Annotated in this window: 14 protein-coding genes and 1 pseudogene; 14 read left to right on the forward strand and 1 reads right to left on the reverse strand. The window is 60.5% G+C overall.

Annotation, left to right across the window (positions count from 1 at the left end; translation table 11 throughout):
* Nucleotides 1-46 precede the first annotated feature (46 nt).
* The 6 genes and pseudogenes from BVK86_RS05210 to BVK86_RS05230 all read left to right on the forward strand — a co-directional run bounded on the left by BVK86_RS05210 (nt 47) and on the right by BVK86_RS05230 (nt 7,675).
* On the forward strand, nt 47-2,638 hold the full coding sequence (locus BVK86_RS05210) for a TonB-dependent receptor (RefSeq protein WP_075945420.1): 2,592 nt from the start codon (nt 47-49) through the stop codon (nt 2,636-2,638).
* 116 nt (nt 2,639-2,754) lie between these two features.
* Nucleotides 2,755-3,363, forward strand: coding sequence for a biliverdin-producing heme oxygenase (locus BVK86_RS05215; RefSeq protein ID WP_075945421.1), 609 nt, complete (start codon nt 2,755-2,757; stop codon nt 3,361-3,363).
* 161 nt (nt 3,364-3,524) lie between these two features.
* Nucleotides 3,525-3,914 (forward strand): YbaN family protein, encoded by a 390-nt coding sequence (locus tag BVK86_RS05220; RefSeq protein WP_075945422.1) that lies wholly within the window; start codon nt 3,525-3,527, stop codon nt 3,912-3,914.
* A 453-nt stretch (nt 3,915-4,367) separates the two neighbouring features.
* Nucleotides 4,368-5,384, forward strand: a pseudogene (locus BVK86_RS30455) (methyl-accepting chemotaxis protein); the annotation flags it as partial.
* Nucleotides 5,385-5,486: 102 nt separating this feature from the next.
* Nucleotides 5,487-6,242, forward strand: coding sequence for a methyl-accepting chemotaxis protein (locus BVK86_RS30460; RefSeq protein WP_408002990.1), 756 nt, complete (start codon nt 5,487-5,489; stop codon nt 6,240-6,242).
* 83 nt (nt 6,243-6,325) lie between these two features.
* A complete protein-coding gene (locus tag BVK86_RS05230; protein WP_075945424.1) occupies nt 6,326-7,675 on the forward strand; it encodes a CoA transferase in 1,350 nt (449 codons plus the stop codon).
* A gap of 119 nt (nt 7,676-7,794) precedes the next feature.
* On the opposite strand, the gene arcD (BVK86_RS05235) is transcribed toward BVK86_RS05230, so the two are convergent.
* Nucleotides 7,795-9,222: an arginine-ornithine antiporter gene (gene arcD, locus BVK86_RS05235; RefSeq protein ID WP_075945425.1), complete on the reverse strand. Its 1,428-nt coding sequence runs from the start codon at nt 9,220-9,222 to the stop codon at nt 7,795-7,797.
* Between the two features lie 423 nt (nt 9,223-9,645).
* On the opposite strand from arcD (BVK86_RS05235), the gene arcD (BVK86_RS05240) reads away from it, so the two are divergent.
* The 8 genes from arcD (BVK86_RS05240) to gcvP all read left to right on the forward strand — a co-directional run bounded on the left by arcD (BVK86_RS05240) (nt 9,646) and on the right by gcvP (nt 20,371).
* Entirely contained in the window at nt 9,646-11,073 is a 1,428-nt protein-coding gene (gene arcD, locus BVK86_RS05240; RefSeq protein WP_075945426.1) for an arginine-ornithine antiporter, read from the forward strand.
* A gap of 33 nt (nt 11,074-11,106) precedes the next feature.
* Nucleotides 11,107-12,363 carry an arginine deiminase gene (gene arcA, locus BVK86_RS05245; RefSeq protein WP_075945427.1) on the forward strand — a complete coding sequence of 419 codons (1,257 nt, stop codon included), beginning with the start codon at nt 11,107-11,109 and terminating at the stop codon, nt 12,361-12,363.
* A gap of 69 nt (nt 12,364-12,432) precedes the next feature.
* Nucleotides 12,433-13,443 (forward strand): ornithine carbamoyltransferase, encoded by a 1,011-nt coding sequence (locus BVK86_RS05250; RefSeq protein ID WP_075945428.1) that lies wholly within the window; start codon nt 12,433-12,435, stop codon nt 13,441-13,443.
* A gap of 190 nt (nt 13,444-13,633) precedes the next feature.
* Complete coding sequence (gene arcC / locus BVK86_RS05255) at nt 13,634-14,563, forward strand: carbamate kinase (RefSeq protein ID WP_075945429.1); 930 nt, start codon at nt 13,634-13,636, stop codon at nt 14,561-14,563.
* Nucleotides 14,564-14,575: 12 nt separating this feature from the next.
* Nucleotides 14,576-14,938 carry a DUF5064 family protein gene (locus tag BVK86_RS05260; protein ID WP_075945430.1) on the forward strand — a complete coding sequence of 121 codons (363 nt, stop codon included), beginning with the start codon at nt 14,576-14,578 and terminating at the stop codon, nt 14,936-14,938.
* A 225-nt stretch (nt 14,939-15,163) separates the two neighbouring features.
* Nucleotides 15,164-16,672: a sigma-54-dependent transcriptional regulator gene (locus BVK86_RS05265; RefSeq protein ID WP_075945431.1), complete on the forward strand. Its 1,509-nt coding sequence runs from the start codon at nt 15,164-15,166 to the stop codon at nt 16,670-16,672.
* A 436-nt stretch (nt 16,673-17,108) separates the two neighbouring features.
* Nucleotides 17,109-17,492 (forward strand): glycine cleavage system protein GcvH, encoded by a 384-nt coding sequence (gene gcvH, locus BVK86_RS05270; protein WP_075945432.1) that lies wholly within the window; start codon nt 17,109-17,111, stop codon nt 17,490-17,492.
* Nucleotides 17,493-17,503: 11 nt separating this feature from the next.
* Nucleotides 17,504-20,371 (forward strand): aminomethyl-transferring glycine dehydrogenase, encoded by a 2,868-nt coding sequence (gcvP, locus tag BVK86_RS05275; RefSeq protein ID WP_075945433.1) that lies wholly within the window; start codon nt 17,504-17,506, stop codon nt 20,369-20,371.
* Nucleotides 20,372-20,498 lie beyond the last annotated feature (127 nt).

Raw genomic sequence — 20,498 nt, forward strand, 5'->3', positions numbered from 1 at the left:
TGCCAATCAGCACCTATAAAGATTCGTGCGACACGGAGCGCTATCGATGTCCTTTCGCCTTACCCGCCAGTCCTCTTCCCCTTCCCGCCTGCTGTCGCTGCTGACCGCCGCCATCCTGATGGCCGGTGCTGCCCCCTTGATGGCGGCTACCGCCGCCGAACAGCAGACCCGCAAAATGGGTGACTACGCATTCACCATCGCGCCGCAACCGCTGGTCTCGGCACTCAATGCCTTTACCGCCGTGACAGGCTGGCAGGTCGGCTTGCCGGCAGAGCTCGCGCAAGGCGTCGCCTCGCCGGGTGTAAGCGGATCACTGCCTGCGGATAAAGCCCTGGATCGCCTGTTGGTGGGGACCAGCCTGAGCTATCGCAAACTGGGTAACAACAACATCGTGCTCGAACGTCGTCTCACCGGCAGCGCGCTCAACCTGCAACAGACCACCATCAGCGCCACCCGCCAGGAACAGTCGGTGAACAGCGTGCCCAGCACCGTCACCGTCCACACGCGCGAAGAACTGGACCGCAACAACGTCAATACCCTCAAGGATCTGGTGCGTTACGAGCCGGGCGTTTCGGTGGGCGGTACCGGGACCCGCGGCGGAATCAGCGGCTACAACATCCGCGGCATCGACGGTAACCGGGTGCTGACCCAGATTGACGGGGTCGAAGTCCCCAACGGTTTTTTCAACGGCCCCTATGCCAAGACCCAGCGCAATTACGTCGACCCGGAAATCATCAAACGTGTGGAAATCCTCCGTGGCCCGGCTTCCGTGCTCTACGGCAGCAACGCCATCGGTGGCGCGGTCAGCTACTTCACCCTCGACCCGGACGACATCATCAAACCTGGCCAGGACGTCGGTGCCCGCCTGAAAACCGGTTACAGCTCCGCTGACGAGAGCTGGCTCAAATCCGCCACCGTCGCCGGTCGTGCCGATCAGTTCGACGGCCTGCTGCATTACAGCCAACGCGATGGTCACGAAACCGAATCCTACGGCAGCAACAACAGCACCGGCCTGACCCGCACCGCCGCCAACCCCGACGACGTGCGCACCAGCAACGTGCTGGCCAAGGTCGGCTGGCACTACAAGGACGACGCGCGCCTGGGCCTGACCTACGAGAAGTACAAGGACGATCGCGATACCGATCTGAAAAGTGCCTATGGCGGACCTTACTTCGCGGGCGCCCCGACCATCCCCGACAGCGTCCTGCCCGGTGGCATGTACCAGTCGCGTACCGGTAACGACACCATTACCCGTGAACGCTTCGGCCTGGAACACAGCTTCGCCCTCGACAGCCTGCTGGCAGATAACGTCAAGTGGAGCCTCAACCACCAGGTCGCCAAGACCGATCAGAGCACCGAAGAAGTCTACTTCCCGATCACCCGCAAGGTATTGCGGACCCGGGACACGATCTACGAAGAGAAACAGTGGCTCTTCGACGCACAACTGGATAAAGCCTTCAGCATCGCCGATACCGAGCACCTGCTGACGTACGGCACCACCCTCAAGCAACAGAAAGTCACCGGTTCGCGCAGCGGCAACGGCACCTGCCTGGCAATCGGTCGCGGCTGCACCGCCATCGGTGCCACCAGCGCAACAGACGTGCTGAAGAAGTCCTCTGACTTCCCGGACCCGACCATCAACACCTACAGCGTCTTCGCCCAGGACCAGATCAGCTGGAACGACTGGACCTTCGTGCCGGGTCTGCGCTACGACTACACCCAACTCAAACCCGACATCACCGAGGAATTCCTCAACACCGTCTCGGCCGATGGTCGTGGCACCGTCAGCGATGAGAACAAGACCTGGCACAAAGTCTCGCCCAAGTTCGGCCTGACCTACGCCCTGACCGAAAACTACACTTGGTATGGCCAGTACGCCGAAGGCTTCCGCACCCCGACCGCGAAGGCGTTGTACGGGCGTTTCGATAACAGCGCCGCCGGCTACAGTGTGGAACCGAACCCGGACCTGGAACCGGAAAAAAGCCAAAGCTACGAGACTGGCCTGCGCGGCAACTTCGAGCAGGGCTTATTCGAGATGGCGGTGTTTTACAACAAGTACCGCGACTTCATTAATGAAGACGCTGTCACCCCGGGCTATGACCAACCGACCTTCCAGAGCGCCAACATCAAGCACGCCACCATCAAGGGCGCGGAAATCAAGGGTCGTCTGAACCTCGATGCCTTCGGCGCTCCGCAAGGCCTCTACACCCAGGGCTCGGTGGCCTATGCCTACGGTCGCAACAACGACAACGGCGAGCCGATCAATAGCGTCAACCCGCTGACCGGCGTGTTTGGTCTCGGTTACGACCAGGATAACTACGGCAGCTTGCTCAGTTGGACCCTGGTGAAAAAGAAGGACCGCGTCGACGACAGCAACTTCAAGTCGCCGGACGGCGTCAGCAGCCAGTTCAAGACGCCTGGCTTCGGCATCCTAGACCTCACCGGGTTCTACAAGGTAACCAACGACGTCACCCTCAGCGGCGGCATCTACAACCTGACCGACAAGAAGTACTGGCTGTGGGATGACGTGCGCGGCTACGACAGCGTCGGCGAAGCCTCGGTAACGCAACCGGCCAACCTTGATCGCCTGACCCAGCCGGGTCGCAACTTCGCGGTCAACCTGATCTGGGATATCTGACCGGCCCCACCTCGCTGCGCGGCTTGATACAGCGGCGCAGTGAGGCTTTTTTACTGTCCGGCCCGTGCTGATTCGTCTCGTTACCAAGTGCCTCTTTTTCCGCCAAAGGATTTGTCATGACTACTCAGGACACCGCTCAACGCCCCAGCCTGCGTTCACAACGCTTGAACCAGGTCACCCACGAGCCACACACCAAACTCGATGCCCTGGTCAAAGCCCACGCGCCATTTGAAACCCAAGCCAACTTCGCCCGCTTTGTCGTAGCGCAATACCTGTTCCAGTCGGAACTGACGTCGCTGTACAACGACGCAGAACTGATCGCCATCGTCCCGGACTTGCCCGCTCGCTGCCGAGCCGAAGGGGCCAAAGCCGACCTGGCGGATCTGGACACTGAAGTTCCAGCGCCGGTTGCAGGTGCCGTGAACACCCCGAGCAAGGCCGAAGCACTGGGCTGGCTGTTCGTCTCCGAGGGCTCGAAGCTGGGTGCGGCGTTCCTGATCAAGCGTGCGGCAGGCCTGGGTTTGAGCGAAACTTTCGGCGCCCGTCACCTGGGCGAACCGGCCGGCGGTCGTGCGCAAGGCTGGAAAAGCTTCGTCAAAACCCTCGATGAACTGGCGCTCAGCGCAGAGGAAGAAGCCGAGCTGGATAAGGGCGCGATCGATGCGTTCAACCGGTTTACGGTGTTGTTGGAGCAGGCTTACTCGACAGCTGCCGAACCGGCCTGATTCAACATCGATACCCTGTGGGAGCGAGCCTGCTCGCGAAAGCGGTCTTACAGTCGACATCTCTATTGAATGTCAGCCCGTCATCGCGAGCAGGCTCGCTCCCATAGGGATCGAGTCAGTCTGCACCGTACCAATCTGTTTCACACACGTCCCCTGAGCCCATGCCTGCCGCCTCTAAACTCACCCGCCTCCTTTTCGGCCTGCTGGCCTACGTCAGCCTTGGCATCGGCCTGATCGCCATCGTGATCCCCGGTCTGCCGACCACCGAATTCATCTTGCTGGCCGCCTGGGCTGCGACCAAGAGTTCGCCACGCCTGAGTGCCTGGCTGGAAAACCATCGTTTGTTCGGTCCCATCCTCAGTAACTGGCGCAACGGCAGAATCATCGCGCGCCGGGCAAAAATCAGCGCCACTGTCAGCATGCTGGTATGTGCAGGCCTCATGTTGATGATGCTCGACCACGGCTGGCCGATTTATGTGGCGATGGTCGGCATGGGCCTGGGCAATCTGTGGATCTGGTCACGTCCGGAATCACTGGCGCAACAGCCGTAAATTTCCTCCATTTTTAATCGCCTTTCCGGCACATTTCCCCGCGCAAACGTTCAACCATGACCGTTCGTCGGCATGCACCTCATGCAATCTCGCTCCCGCGCCGATGTGGATTGAATGGCGCTAAATGGATTTGGCGAATCGAGCCGCTATGGCTCACAGCCAACTATTCATCCATTCGCGAGCTGCCCCATGTTCGACTCACTGTCCATCCGCCTGAAAATTGTCATGCTCTCCGGCCTGTGCCTGCTCGGCGTCGTCACGTTGATCGTAGGCATGAACTTCTACCAGACTGACCAGAACGATGAGCTGGTCAGCGAGTCCAGCAGCAAAATGCTCACCGACAGCGTGCAGAACCTGCTCCAGGCGAAAGCCGCCGAGCAAGCGGTGCGGGTGCAGAAGACCTTCGGTGAAACCCTGACGGTAGTGACCGCCCTGGCGGATCAGATCAAGGACATGCGCACCTTGGCCACCAAGCGCTCGCTTGAGCCTGGCGCCCTGCGTGAAGAGTTGAACCAGAGCTTGAAGACGGCGTTCGAGCGCAACAGCAAAGTGCTGGGCATCTGGCTGGCGTTCGAACCCAATGGCCTGGATGGCAAGGACAGTGAGTTCGCCAATGACGCGGCCCGTCAGTCCAATGAGGCGGGTCGCTTCGCCACGTACTGGAGCCGTGCCGGGGGTGAAGCGCTGAACACGATCATGGTCGAAGAGGACCTGACCAAAACCACCCTGAACCTCAGCGGCACGCCCTACAACGTCTGGTACACCTGCCCTCGCGACAGCCAGCGCACCTGCCTGCTCGATCCGTACGCCGATACCGTCGGCAACAAGGAAATGTTGATGACCACCATTTCCGTACCGCTGCTGGTGGATGGCAAGTCCATCGGTGTGGTCGGTATCGACATCGCGCTCGACGCCCTGCAAGCCACTGCGGTCGAATCCCAGCGTGAACTGTTCAACAGCGCCGGACACATGCTGATCGTTTCCGGCACAGGCGTATTGGCAGCCTACAGCGTTGACGCCAGCAAAGTGGGCAAAAACATCGGCGAGACCCTGGGCGCAGAAGGCAAGGATGTCCTGCAATTGCTCAGTGCCGGCACCCCGAAAATCCTCCAGCAGGGCGACCTGATCCGCGCGGTCTACCCGGTCAGCCCGATCGCTGATTCCAAGGCCTGGGGCGTGGTGATCGATCTGCCCAAACATGTGTTGCTGGCGGACTCGGTCAAGCTGCAAGCAGTGCTCGACGATGCCCAGCAACGTGGCACGATCAAAGCCATTGTGGTGGCGATCATTGCCGGCCTGGTCGGCTTGCTGTTGATCTGGCTCACCGCTTCGGGCGTGACCCGGCCGATCAACAGCGTGGCCGACATGCTCAAGGCGATTGCCAGCGGCGACGGCGACCTGACCCAACGCCTGCACTACAGCAAGAAAGACGAACTCGGTGAGCTGGTGAGCTGGTTCAACCGTTTCCTCGACAAGTTGCAGCCGACCATCGCGCAGATCAAGCAAAGCATCACCGACGCACGCGGCACCGCTGACCAGTCTTCGGAAATCGCCCGTCAGACCAGCGAAGGCATGCAGGTGCAGTTCCGTGAAATCGACCAGGTCGCTACGGCCTCCAACGAGATGAGCGCCACCGCCCACGACGTCGCCAACAGTGCGTCGAACGCGGCAAACGCCGCCAAAGGCGCTGATCAGTCGGCCCGCGATGGCATGCAGATCATCGAACGCAGCACCCGTGACATCAATCAACTGGCCGACGAAGTGAGCAAGGCTGTGACTGAGGTTGAAGCATTGGCGGTCAACAGCGAGCAGATCGGTTCGGTGCTGGAAGTGATCCGCAGCATCGCCGAACAAACCAACCTCCTGGCGCTCAACGCAGCCATTGAAGCTGCCCGCGCCGGCGAGAGCGGTCGTGGCTTTGCGGTGGTGGCTGACGAGGTGCGTAACCTGGCCAAGCGCACCCAGGACTCGGTGGAAGAAATTCGCCTGGTGATCGAACGCATCCAGAGCGGCACCCGCGGCGTGGTTGCCACCATGCATTCAAGCCAGACCCAGGCCCACAGCAACGCTGGACAGATCCAGCAAGCAGTACAGGCCCTGAGCAAAATCAGCGATGCGGTCACCGTGATCAGCGACATGAACCTGCAAATCGCCAGCGCCGCCGAACAACAGAGCGCCGTGGCCGAAGAGGTCAACCGCAACGTTTCGGCGATCCGCACTGTCACCGAAACCTTGACCGGGCAGGCGACTGAATCGGCGCAGATCAGCAGCCAGCTCAACTCGCTGACGACCCATCAAATGAAGTTGATGGATCAGTTCCGGGTCTGAGTTTCAGGATCGCAGCCTTCGATGCAGGCTGCGATTTTTTGATCCTATGCTCTATGCTGCCCTCTCGTTCCGGAGGGCCTTCGATGACTGATTTACTCACGTCCATTCAAGCCGCACTCGGCTTGCCACTCACGCCAATCCCGCTCACCGCCACCGGCGCCCTGCCCTCGGCGTTTGCTGTCACCGACCTGGCCTGCGCCAGCATCGGGGCTGCCGGACAGGCTGTCAGCGAATTGCTCAATCAACAAACAGGTCGCCTGCCCGCCATTGAAGTCGATCGACGCCTGGCCTCGTTCTGGTTCTCCAGTTCGATCCGCCCGGTCGGCTGGAGCGTTCCGCCGCTGTGGGACCCGATTGCCGGTGATTACCCGACCAAGGATGGCTGGATCCGTCTGCACACCAACGCCCCTCATCACCGTGCCGCGGCGCAATCCGTGCTTGGTGCCGTCACCGACCGTGCGGCGATGGCAAGCAACGTCACGCAATGGGCCAAGCGCGATCTGGAACAGGCCGTGGTCGACGCCGGTGGTTGTGCCGCCGAAATGCGCACCTGGGAACAGTGGCAGGCACATCCGCAAGGCCGGGCAGTCAACGCAGAACCGCTGATTCAGTTCGGCCATCACGCCAGCCATAACGGCACAGTGTGGCAAGGCTCGGTTGCGCAACCACTGGCCGGGATCAAGGTGCTGGACTTGACCCGCGTGCTCGCCGGCCCCGTCGCCAGCCGCTTTCTCGCCGGTCTGGGTGCAGACGTTTTGCGCATCGACCCGCCAACCTGGAACGAGCCGGGTGTGGTGCCGGAGATGACCCTGGGCAAACGCTGCGCTCGCCTGGACCTGCACGATAAAGCGGACCGTACGCTGTTCGAAAGCTTGCTCAAGGACGCCGACATCGTGCTTCACGGCTACCGCGCCGATGCCCTCGAACGGCTGGGCTACGGTCTGAGCGAACGACAAAAACTGGCCCCTGGCCTGATCGACGTCAGCCTCAATGCCTATGGCTGGAGCGGCCCGTGGCAGCATCGTCGCGGCTTCGACAGCCTGGTGCAAATGAGCAGCGGTATCGCCGAGGCCGGCATGCGCTGGACACTGGCGGATAAACCGACGCCATTGCCGGTTCAGGCGCTCGATCACGCCACCGGGTATTTGATGGCGGCCAGTGCGATCAGGCTGCTGACGGGACGTTTGAGCAGCGGCCAGAGTGGGTCGGCGCGACTGTCATTGGCGCGCACCGCGAAACTGTTGATCGAGAAAGGTCGCGGCAGTGACGAGCCATTAAGGACCGAGGATGAACGCGATCAGGGAATGCTGGTTGAGCAAACGCCCTGGGGGCCTGCGCATCGCTTGCATGTGCCGCTGAAAATCACCGGGACGCCGTTGCAGTGGACGCTGGCAGCCGCGGAGTTGGGTTCACATCGCGCGCAGTGGTGGTAACCGGGCGATTGCCGTCGCGAGCAAGCTCGTTCCTACAGGTTATGCGCATGCCCTCTAGGCGAGAGCCTGCTCGCGATGACGCCAGAGCAACCAACAAAAGTGCTCGATCAGCAACAACCTCACAACCTCAACACCCCGCTATACAACCCGTACGCCGCCAACCCGGCACCGCTGATGACACAGGTAAATATGCCCTTCTCGATGGACGTGAACACAGGCTTGCCCTGTTCTTTCCGGGCCTTGGCAAACAGGATCACACCCGGCGCATACAGCAATGCCGAGAGCAGCAAATATTTCAAGCCGCCGGCGTACAGCAACCACACCGCGTAACTCAGGGCGACGCCGCCGATCAACAGATCCTTGGTCCGCTCTGCCGAGGCGTGTTCATAAGTTTCACCTCGCCCGCTCAACAACACTGCGTAAGCCGCCGACCACAGATACGGCACCAGAATCATCGACGAAGCCAGGTAGATCAGGCTGGTGTAGGTACCCGCGGAAAACAGCGTGATCAGCAGGAAAAGCTGGATCATCACATTGGTCAGCCACAGCGCATTGACCGGCACATGGTTGGCGTTTTCCTTCGTCAGGAACGCGGGCATGGTCTTGTCTTTCGCCGTGGCGAACAGGATCTCGGCACACAGCAGCGCCCACGAGAGCAGCGCACCCAGCAATGAAATGGCCAGGCCCACGCTGATCAGTAACGCGCCCCACGGGCCGACGATATGCTCCAGCACCGCCGCCAGCGACGGGTTCTGCAAAGTGGCCAACTCCGGTTGGCTCAGGATGCCCAGCGACAGCACGTTCACCAGCACCAGCAGCGCCAACACACCGAGAAAACCAATGACCGTGGCGCGGCCCACATCCGAACGTTTCTCCGCCCGCGCCGAATAAATACTGGCGCCCTCGATACCGATAAACACAAACACCGTCACCAGCATCATGTTGCGCACCTGGTCCATCACGCTACCGAAGCTCGGGTTGCTGCGCCCCCAGATGTCCCGCGTGAACACTTCGGCCTTGAACGCCACCGCGGCAATCACGATAAACATGATCAAGGGCACGATCTTCGCCACCGTGGTCAGCAGGTTGATGAACGCCGCCTCCTTGATCCCGCGCATCACCACAAAATGCACCGTCCACAACAGCACCGACGCACAGGCAATGGCGACCGGCGTATTGCCTTCGCCGAACACCGGAAAGAAAAACCCCAGCGTGCTGAACAACAACACGAAGTAGCCAACGTTGCCCAGCCAGGCGCTGATCCAGTAACCCCAAGCCGAGGAAAACCCCATGTAATCGCCGAAGCCAGCCTTGGCATAGGCATACACCCCCGAGTCCAGTTCCGGTTTGCGATTGGCCAGCGTCTGGAACACGAAAGCCAGTGTCAGCATGCCGACGGCGGTGATGGCCCAGCCAATCAGTATCGCACCGGCATCGGCCTTGGCGGCCATGTTCTGCGGCAGGGAAAAGATCCCACCGCCAATCATCGAACCCACGACCAGCGCGATCAGCGCGCTCAGGCGAAGCTTCTGCGGGGTTTGCGACATTGATGCGCCTCCAATGGCTCAGACTGTACCGGGTTAGTTATCAATGAACTAAACAGGTAAAGCGTAATAACGAACAGTAGATAATGCCAATTTACGACCACGCATCAACCGATCATGAATAAACTGCATTTCATATAATCATTCGCTTTAACCAGCATCATTAATAAAACGATTTTTTTGACCAACGCAAGCGTGAAAGTTTGCGTCTTAAAGAAAACGAACTAGCGTCATAAAGCCACCCAACAGGATCCCTTCACAGTAAAACCAAAGAGCCTCTAGGACGGGCCTTTCAGGAAAAAGACCGGTACTGCCATATCGCCCGAAGCCTTGTCTGTAAAAGGGCATGTACTGATCTATGTCAGCTGACTGAGTTGTAAACAGAACTACGCTGTTAACCCTCTTCACCTGCAATGGAGTAATGGAATGTCGGAAGCTCCCGGAAAACTTCGACTAGGTGCATTGGTTGCCCTGGTAGTCGGTTCGATGATCGGTGGAGGTATTTTTTCTTTGCCACAGAACATGGCTGCCAGTGCCGACGTCGGCGCCATTCTGATTGGCTGGGCCATCACCGCCGTCGGCATGCTGACCCTCGCGTTTGTGTTCCAGACCCTCGCCAACCGCAAGCCTGACCTCGACGGTGGTGTCTACGCCTACGCCAAGGCCGGCTTCGGCGACTACATGGGTTTCTCTTCAGCCTGGGGCTACTGGATCAGTGCCTGGCTGGGCAACGTCGGCTATTTCGTCTTGCTGTTCAGCACCCTGGGTTACTTCTTCCCGATTTTCGGCGAAGGCAACACGGTGGCGGCGGTGATCGGCGCGTCCGTTCTGCTCTGGGCGGTTCACCTGTTGGTACTGCGCGGCATCAAGGAAGCCGCGTTCATCAACCTGGTGACCACCGTGGCCAAGATCGTGCCGTTGGTGCTGTTCATCTTGATTGCCGTGTTCGCCTTCAAACTGGACATCTTCACCGCCGATATCTGGGGCCTGAAAAACCCCGATCTGGGCAGCGTGATGGACCAGGTGCGCAACATGATGCTGGTCACCGTGTGGGTGTTCATCGGCATCGAAGGCGCGAGCATTTTCTCGGCGCGTGCGGAAAAACGCAGTGATGTGGGTAAAGCCACGGTGATCGGTTTTATCTCCGTGCTGCTCATTCTGGTGCTGGTGAACGTGCTGTCGCTGGGCATCCTGACCCAGCCGGAACTGGCCAAGCTGCAGAACCCGTCGATGGCTGCCGTGCTGGAGCACGTGGTGGGCAAGTGGGGGGCGGTGCTGATCAGCGTCGGCCTGATCATCTCGCTGCTCGGCGCCCTGTTGTCGTGGGTATTGCTGTGCGCGGAGATCATGTTCGCCGCCGCGAAGGACCACACCATGCCGGCGTTCCTGCGCAAGGAAAACGCCAACCAGGTGCCGGTCAATGCCCTATGGCTAACCAACGCCATGGTCCAGATTTTCCTGATCATCACGCTGTTTTCGGCCAGTACTTACCTGTCGCTGATCTACCTCGCCACCTCGATGATCCTGGTGCCTTACCTGTGGTCGGCAGCCTATGCCCTGCTGTTGGCGGTACGCGGCGAAACCTATGAAGGTGCGGCGAGTGACCGGCAGAAGGATCTGATCATCGGCGCCATCGCGTTGATCTACGCGATCTGGCTGCTCTACGCCGGCGGCATCAAGTACTTGCTGCTCTCGGCCCTGCTCTATGCCCCCGGCGCGATCCTGTTCGCCAAGGCCAAGCTGGAACTCAACAAACCGGTTTTCACCAACGTCGAGAAGCTGATTTTCGTAGCGGTGATCGTGTGCGCGCTGGTGGCGGCCTACGGTCTCTATGACGGCTTTCTGACCCTGTAATTTGATTGTGTTGTCCTCTGGAGGATCACTGAAATGACCCAGGAAAAAGTTAAGTACGGCGTCCACTCCGAAGCCGGCAAACTGCGCAAAGTCATGGTTTGCTCCCCCGGCCTGGCCCATCAGCGGCTGACCCCGAACAACTGCGACGAATTGCTGTTTGATGACGTGCTGTGGGTGGCCCAGGCCAAGCGCGACCATTTCGATTTCGTCACCAAGATGCGTGAGCGCAATGTCGATGTGCTGGAAATGCACAATCTGCTGACCGACATCGTCGCCATCCCCGAAGCGCTCGACTGGATTCTGGAGCGCAAGATCACCGCCGACTCGGTCGGCCTCGGCCTGATCAATGAAACAGGTTCCTGGCTGCGCAGCCTGGAGCCGCGACACATCGCCGAGTTCTTGATTGGCGGCGTCTCTGCCGATGATCTGCCGGACAGTTTCGGCGGCAAGACCATCCAGATGTTCCGCGAGTTCCTCGGCCACTCCAGCTTCATCCTGCCGCCACTGCCCAACACCCAGTTCACCCGCGACACCACCTGCTGGATCTACGGTGGCGTCACGCTCAACCCGATGTACTGGCCGGCGCGTCGCCAGGAAACCCTGCTGACCACCGCCATCTACAAGTTCCACCCGCAATTCACCAACGCTGACTTCGAAATCTGGTACGGCGACCCGGACAAGGACCACGGCAGCTCAACCCTTGAAGGCGGCGACGTGATGCCGATTGGCAACGGCGTGGTGTTGATCGGCATGGGCGAACGCTCCTCGCGCCAGGCCATCGGCCAACTGGCGGTCAACCTGTTCAAGAACAAAGCCGTGGAAAAAGTCATCGTCGCCGGCCTGCCGAAATCCAGAGCGGCGATGCACCTGGACACCGTGTTCAGTTTCTGCGACCGCGACGTGGTGACGATTTTCCCGGAAGTGGTCAACCAGATTGTCGCCTTCACCCTGCGTCCGGACGAGAGCAAACCCGGTGGCATCGACATTCGCCGCGAAGAAACCAACTTCCTCGACACCGTGGCCCAGGCCCTCAACCTCAAGGCCTTGCGGGTCGTAGAAACCGGCGGCAACAGCTTCGCCGCCGAGCGCGAGCAATGGGATGACGGCAACAACGTGGTGGCCGTGGAACCGGGCGTGGTCATTGGCTACGACCGCAATACCTACACCAATACCCTGTTGCGCAAGGCCGGGATCGAGGTCATCACCATCAGCGCCGGCGAACTCGGACGCGGTCGCGGCGGCGGCCACTGCATGACCTGCCCGATCATCCGCGACCCGATCGACTACTAACCTATTAGCCTTGGCCCGCGCTTACCAGGAGCGGGCCAAGGGGATAACCGACACCTCAGGAGATCCAAAATGGCGTTCAATATTCATAACCGCAATTTGCTGAGCCTGGAACACCATACCCCTCGCGAATTGCGCTACCTGCTCGACCTCTCCCGCGACCTCAAACGCGCCAAATACACCGGCACCGAACAGCAGCACCTCAAGGGCAACAACATCGCCCTGATCTTCGAAAAAACCTCGACCCGCACCCGTTGTGCGTTCGAAGTCGCGGCCTATGACCAGGGCGCCAACGTCACCTACATCGATCCCAACTCCTCGCAGATCGGTCACAAGGAAAGCATGAAGGACACCGCCCGTGTGCTGGGGCGCATGTACGACGCGATCGAATACCGTGGCTTCAAACAGGAGATCGTCGAAGAGCTCGCCAAGTTTGCCGGCGTCCCGGTGTTCAACGGTTTGACCGATGAATACCACCCCACGCAAATGATCGCCGACGTGTTGACCATGCGTGAGCACGCCGACAAACCGATCCACGAAATCAGCTACGCCTACCTCGGCGATGCGCGTAACAACATGGGCAACTCGCTGCTGCTGATCGGCGCCAAACTCGGCATGGACGTGCGTATCTGCGCGCCGAAAGCCTTGTGGCCGCTGGACGACCTGGTGGCGCGCTGCAAACAATACGGTGAAGAAAGCGGCGCCCGCATTACGCTGACCGAAGACCCGAAAGCCGCCGTCAAAGGCGTGGACTTCATCCACACCGACGTCTGGGTGTCCATGGGTGAACCGGTGGAAGCCTGGGCCGAGCGCATCCAGCAACTGCTGCCATACCAGGTCAACGCCGAACTGATGAAAGCCACCGGCAACCCGCGCACCAAGTTCATGCATTGCCTGCCGGCGTTTCACAACAGCGACACCAAAATCGGCAAGCAGATTGCCGAGCAGTACCCGGACCTGAAAAACGGCATCGAAGTGACCGATGACGTCTTCGAGTCGCCGGCCTGCATTGCCTTCGAGCAAGCGGAAAACCGCATGCACACCATCAAGGCGATTCTGGTTTCGACGCTGGCTGACCTGTAACGGCTGACGCGGCTCTCACAGACTGAACATGGTCAATGTGGGAGCTGGCCTGCCAGCGATTGCAATGTGTCAGTCACCATCATCATGGATTGATCGATCGCAATCGCTAGCAGGCTAGCTCCCACAAGGGGCCAGTTCCGACAGTGCGATCAAGTCGTTTGCCTTTTCTCTGTTTAGAAGGACATGCACCATGCGTATCGTCGTTGCACTGGGCGGTAACGCCCTGCTCCGCCGGGGTGAGCCGATGACCGCTGACAACCAGCGGGCCAACATCCGGATCGCCACCGAACAGATCGCCAAGATCCATGCCGGCAATCAACTGGTCATCGCCCATGGCAATGGCCCGCAGGTCGGCCTGCTGTCGTTGCAGGCTGCTGCCTACACCTCGGTTTCGCCCTATCCGCTGGACGTGCTCGGCGCCGAAACCGAAGGCATGATCGGCTACATCATCGAACAGGAACTGGGCAACCTGCTGGACTTCGAGGTGCCGTTCGCGACCTTGCTGACCCAGGTCGAAGTCGATGCCAATGACCCGGCGTTCCAGAATCCCACCAAACCCATCGGCCCGGTATACACCAAGGCCGAAGCTGAAAAACTCGCTGCCGAAAAAAGCTGGGCCATCGCCCCGGACGGCGACAAATACCGCCGCGTGGTCGCCAGCCCCAAACCGAAACGCATCTTCGAAATCCGCCCGATCAAGTGGTTGCTGGAAAAAGGCAGCATCGTGATTTGCGCCGGCGGTGGCGGCATTCCGACCCTGTACACCGCCCCCGGCAAGCTCGAAGGTGTCGAGGCCGTGATCGACAAGGACCTGTGCTCGGCGCTGCTGGCCGAACAACTTGAAGCCGATCTGCTGGTGATCGCCACCGACGTCAACGCCGCGTTCGTCGACTTTGGCAAACCCACCCAGAAATCCATCGCCCAGGCGCACCCGGACGAAATGGAAAAACTCGGCTTCGCTGCGGGCTCCATGGGACCGAAGGTGCAGGCAGCCTGCGAATTCGCGCGCCATACTGGGAAAGTCGCGGTGATCGGTTCACTCGCCGACATCGAAGCGATCGTCCAGGGCAAGGCTGGCACGCGCATCAGCACTGCGACACCTGGCATTACTTACTCATAAGGAGAGACGTCTATGGCACAGTTTGATCCAGGCCACTTGCACATCGAACGTCATGCGCTGACCCCGGATGATGTCAGCTACAACATTCACCTGGACTATGAAGTCAGCAAGAATGACAAAGGTGAAAAAGGCATCCAGTTCACCATGCATGGCAACATTCAGGGCAAGGACATGTCAGAGCCCTTCTTCCTGCCCAAGGAGGAGGCCTACAACTTCGCCAGGGATGTCACAAGAATCGCCGAGAAGTACGGAATACCGAAAACGCACAGCCAGATCGGCTCCGTCCACAAGCATTACGATTTGGTGTTTGAAGACATCCGGCAACAGTTGGATATGAAATCCGGCGACCCGGTAAACCTGGAACATTTCGAATAACCCGAGCACACAGGCTGTGCTCGACCACAATCCACTGTGGGAGCGAGCCTGCGCGTGAAAGCGGTGCGTCAGTGGCCAACCACGTTGCCTGACACGACGCCTTCGCGAGCAGGCTCGCCGCGACAGGGGACATCGCTGACCTGAAGTCCTGCGCCGGATTTCACCTTACCCCCTGCTCCAAGGCATACTTGCCACCCTCCGCACTCCAGAACCCGAAAGCGTCCCATGCGTATCCACGTCAGCTTCATCGACCGCGTCGGCATCACCCAGGAAGTCCTGGCCTTGCTCGGTGGGCGCAATCTCAATCTGGATGCGGTGGAAATGGTCCCGCCCAACGTCTACATCGACGCCCCGACCCTGAGCCCGGAAGTTCTTGAAGAGCTGCGTGATGCGCTGTTCAGCGTGCGCGGTGTGCAAGCAGTGACGGTGGTCGACATCCTGCCCGGTCAGCGCCGGCACTTGCAGCTCGATGCGTTGCTGGCGGCCATGACCGACCCGGTGCTGGCACTGGACAGCGCCGGCAAAGTGCTGCTGGCCAATCCGGCATTGATCGCCCTGTACGGACGCGAGCCGGCCGGTGAAAGCATCGCCGAGCTGTTTGCCGACCCGGCGTTGCTCGACGCCTTGCTCGAACACGGTTTTCGCTTGCCGCTGCGGGAAATCACGGTCAACGGCCAGACTCTGTTGCTGGACGCCACGCCGATCACCGACGCCGGCGCCCTGCTCACGCTGTATCAACCCAATCGCATCGGCGAGCGACTGTCAGCCCTGCACCACGACCACGCCGAAGGTTTCGATGCACTGCTCGGCGAATCGCCGGTGATCCGCACGCTCAAGGTCCGCGCCCAGCGGGTGGCAGCCCTCGATGCGCCGCTGTTGATCCAGGGCGAAACCGGCACCGGCAAGGAGCTGGTGGCCCGTGCGTGCCATGCCATCAGTGCGCGGCACAGCTCGCCGTTTCTGGCCTTGAACTGCGCGGCATTGCCGGAAAACCTCGCCGAAAGCGAACTGTTCGGCTATGCCCCCGGCGCCTTCACCGGTGCGCAACGCGGTGGCAAGCCGGGGCTGATGGAACTGGCCAACCAGGGCACGGTGTTTCTCGACGAGATCGGTGAGATGTCGCCGTACTTGCAAGCCAAGTTGCTGCGTTTTCTCAACGACGGCAGCTTCCGCCGCGTGGGCGGTGATCGCGAGGTGAAGGTCAACGTACGGATTCTCAGCGCGACCCACCGCGACCTGGAAAAAATGGTCAGCGAAGGCCTGTTTCGCGAAGACCTGTTCTATCGATTGAACGTGCTGAATGTCGAAGTGCCGCCGCTGCGCGAACGCGGTCAGGACATTTTGCTGCTGGCCCGCTTTTTCATGCAGCAGGCCTGTGCGCAGATCCAGCGCCCGGTGTGTCGCCTGGCGCCTGGCACCTATCCGGCCCTGCTCGGCAACCGTTGGCCGGGCAACGTACGGCAACTGCAGAACGTGATCTTCCGCGCCGCAGCGATTTGCGAAAGCAGCCTCGTGGACATCGGCGACCTCGACATCGCCGGCACCTCCGTTGCGCGTCAGGGCGATCACGACGTCGACAGCCTGGAGCAGGCCATGGATGAGTTCGAGAAAAACCTGCTGGAAAAACTTTACGTCAGCTACCCCTCGACCCGCCAACTGGCCAACCGCCTGCAAACCTCCCACACGGCGATTGCCCATCGCTTGCGCAAGTACGGAATCCCCAACAAGCCGTAAGGCTGGAAATACGATCTCGTCCCCGACACAAAACCACTGTGGGAGCGAGCCTGCTCGCGAAGGCGGACTGACATTCACTATGGATGTCGACTGCGAGCAGGCCCGCCCCCACAGGTTTATGCGCGGTATGAAAAATCTCCTCAAAAACGACCTCCACCTGTACTGAAAGCGCTACAGCGGAACGATATCGCTACACCTCTCTCTGATCAGCGCTGCACAAGGCTTTGATCCACATACGCTTTTATCCGCGACAGATGCCGTATCGATTTCGCTACAGACAGCATTGACCAGCCTTCCAAAAAACACCCTAAATCATTGATTCAAATAACAAAAATAACATTGGCCGCGATCTTGCTATATAGAGCCCCATAAGCAGGGCATCGCCCAAGCATTCAATCGCGTCCACCAGACGAGTCTGGCCCCTTTAGGAGTTTCCATGAGCGAGTTGCGTTTTACTGAAGATCACGAATGGCTGCGCACCGAAGCTGACGGCAGCGTCACAGTCGGTATCACCGCTTTCGCACAAAACGCCTTGGGCGACGTGGTTTTCGTACAACTGCCTGAACTGCAGTCCTACGACAAAGGCGCCGAAGCCGCTACCGTGGAATCGGTAAAAGCCGCCAGCGGCGTGTACATGCCGCTCGACGGCGAAGTGCTGGCAGTGAACCCGGCGCTGGACAGCAGCCCTGAACTGGTCAACGAAGATCCGCTGGGCGAAGGCTGGTTCTTCCGCTTCAAACCTGCCGATGCCGCCGCTGTCGGCCAACTGCTGGATCAAGACGCCTACGACCGCCTGATCAAAGCCCAAGCCGAAGCCTGAGGAGCACTGACATGACCCAGATTAATCCTGCCGTTGTAAACATAAGTACCGCCAACGAATTCATCGCCCGTCACATCGGCCCGCGCGCCGGCGACGAGCAAGCCATGCTCAACAGCCTGGGCTTCGACTCGCTGGAAGCCCTGAGCGCCAGCGTGATTCCGGACAGCATCAAAGGCACCAGCGTACTGGGCCTGGAAGACGGCCTCAGCGAAGCTGACGCCCTGGCGCTGATCAAGTCCATCGCCGGCAAGAACCAGCTGTTCAAGACCTTCATCGGCCAGGGCTACTACGGCACCCACACGCCGTCGCCGATCCTGCGCAACCTGCTGGAAAACCCGGCCTGGTACACCGCCTACACCCCGTACCAGCCAGAAATTTCCCAAGGCCGTCTCGAAGCGCTGCTGAACTTCCAGACCCTGATCAGCGACCTCACCGGCCTGCCGATCGCCAACGCTTCGCTGCTCGACGAAGCCACTGCCGCTGCCGAAGCGATGACCTTCTGCAAACGCCTGAGCAAGAACAAAGGCAGCCACCAGTTCTTCGCCTCCGTGCATTGCCACCCGCAAACCCTCGACGTCCTGCGCACCCGTGCCGAGCCACTGGGCATCGACGTTGTGGTCGGCGACGAGCGCGAATTGAGCGACGTGACGCCGTTCTTCGGCGCGCTGCTGCAATACCCGGCGAGCAACGGTGATGTGTTCGACTACCGCGAACTGACCGAACGCTTCCACACCGCCAACGCGCTGGTGGCGGTGGCCGCCGACCTGCTGGCCCTGACCGTACTCACCCCGCCGGGCGAATTCGGTGCCGACGTGGCCATCGGCAGCGCGCAACGCTTCGGCGTGCCACTGGGCTTCGGTGGCCCGCACGCGGCTTACTTCTCCACCAAGGACGCGTTCAAGCGTGACATGCCGGGCCGTCTGGTCGGTGTCTCCGTGGACCGTTTCGGCAAGCCGGCCCTGCGCCTGGCGATGCAGACCCGCGAGCAACACATCCGCCGCGAAAAGGCCACGTCCAACATCTGCACCGCGCAAGTGCTGCTGGCCAACATCGCCAGCATGTACGCCGTGTACCACGGCCCTAAAGGCCTGACCCAGATCGCCAACCGCGTGCATCACCTGACCGCGATCCTGGCCAAAGGCCTGACCGCTCTGGGCCTGAACGTCGAACAGCAAAACTTCTTCGACACCCTGACCGTGGCCACCGGTGCCGACACCGCCACATTGCACGAGCAGGCACGCGCCCAACAGATCAACCTGCGCGTGGTCGACGCTGAGCGTCTGGGCCTGTCCCTCGACGAAACCAGCACCCAGGCCGACGTTGAAACCCTGTGGGCCTTGCTGTCCAACGGCAAAACCCTGCCGGACTTCGCTGCCCTCGCTGCTTCGGCCGTCAGCACGATCCCGGCTGCGCTGGTACGCCAGTCGCCAATCCTCAGCCATCCAGTGTTCAATCGTTACCACTCGGAAACCGAGCTGATGCGCTACCTGCGCAAGCTCGCCGACAAAGACCTGGCCCTGGACCGCACCATGATCCCGCTGGGTTCGTGCACCATGAAACTCAACGCTGCCAGCGAAATGATTCCGGTGACCTGGGCTGAATTCGGCGCATTGCACCCGTTCGCCCCTGCCGAGCAAAGCGCCGGTTACCAGCAACTGACTGATGAACTGGAAGCGATGCTCTGCGCCGCCACCGGTTACGATTCGATCTCGCTGCAACCGAACGCCGGTTCCCAAGGTGAATATGCAGGTCTGCTGGCGATTCGCGCCTACCACCAGAGCCGTGGCGAAGACCGTCGCGACATCTGCCTGATCCCGTCGTCGGCCCATGGCACCAACCCGGCCACCGCACAAATGGCCGGCATGCGCGTAGTCGTGACCGCGTGCGACGCTCGCGGCAACGTCGACATCGAAGACCTGCGCGCCAAGGCCATCGAGCACCGCGAACACCTTGCCGCGCTGATGATCACCTACCCGTCAACCCACGGCGTGTTCGAAGAAGGCATCCGCGAGATCTGCGGCATCATTCACGACAACGGCGGCCAGGTGTACATCGACGGCGCCAACATGAACGCCATGGTCGGTCTCTGCGCACCGGGCAAGTTCGGCGGCGACGTTTCGCACCTGAACCTGCACAAAACCTTCTGCATCCCGCACGGCGGTGGCGGCCCGGGTGTTGGCCCGATCGGCGTGAAATCGCACCTGACCCCGTTCCTGCCGGGCCACGCCCAGATGGAGCGCAAGGAAGGCGCGGTCTGCGCGGCACCGTTCGGCAGCGCAAGTATTTTGCCGATCACCTGGATGTACATTCGCATGATGGGCGGCGCAGGCTTGAAGCGCGCTTCGCAGTTGGCGATCCTGAATGCCAACTACATTTCCCGTCGCCTCGAAGAGCACTACCCAGTGCTGTACACCGGCAGCAACGGCCTGGTGGCGCACGAGTGCATCCTCGACCTGCGCCCGCTGAAAGACAGCAGCGGCATCAGCGTCGATGACGTCGCCAAGCGTCTGATCGACTTCGGTTTCCACGCGCCGACCATGTCGTTCCCGGTGGCGGGCACGTTGATGATCGAGCCGACCGAAAGTGAATCCAAGGAAGAACTGGATCGATTCTGCGACGCCATGATCCGCATCCGCGAAGAAATCCGCGCAGTGGAAAACGGCACCCTGGACAAGGACGACAACCCACTGAAAAACGCCCCGCACACCGCGGCGGAGCTGGTCGGTGAGTGGTCGCACCCGTACAGCCGCGAGCAAGCGGTGTACCCGGTTGCCTCGCTGATCGAAGGCAAGTACTGGCCACCGGTCGGTCGTGTCGACAACGTGTTCGGCGATCGCAACCTGGTCTGCGCCTGCCCGTCGATCGAAAGCTACGCTTAAACGAATGAGGGGGGCGGGTTTACCCGCCCCCACTTCCACGAACACCGCTCCCCCCTGTAGGAGCTGGCTTGCCAGCTCCTACAGGATCTCCACAAGATTTGCGCCAATTCCTATAACAAGAAACCGG

This window comes from Pseudomonas reinekei, assembly GCF_001945365.1.
Lineage (GTDB): Bacteria > Pseudomonadota > Gammaproteobacteria > Pseudomonadales > Pseudomonadaceae > Aquipseudomonas > Aquipseudomonas reinekei.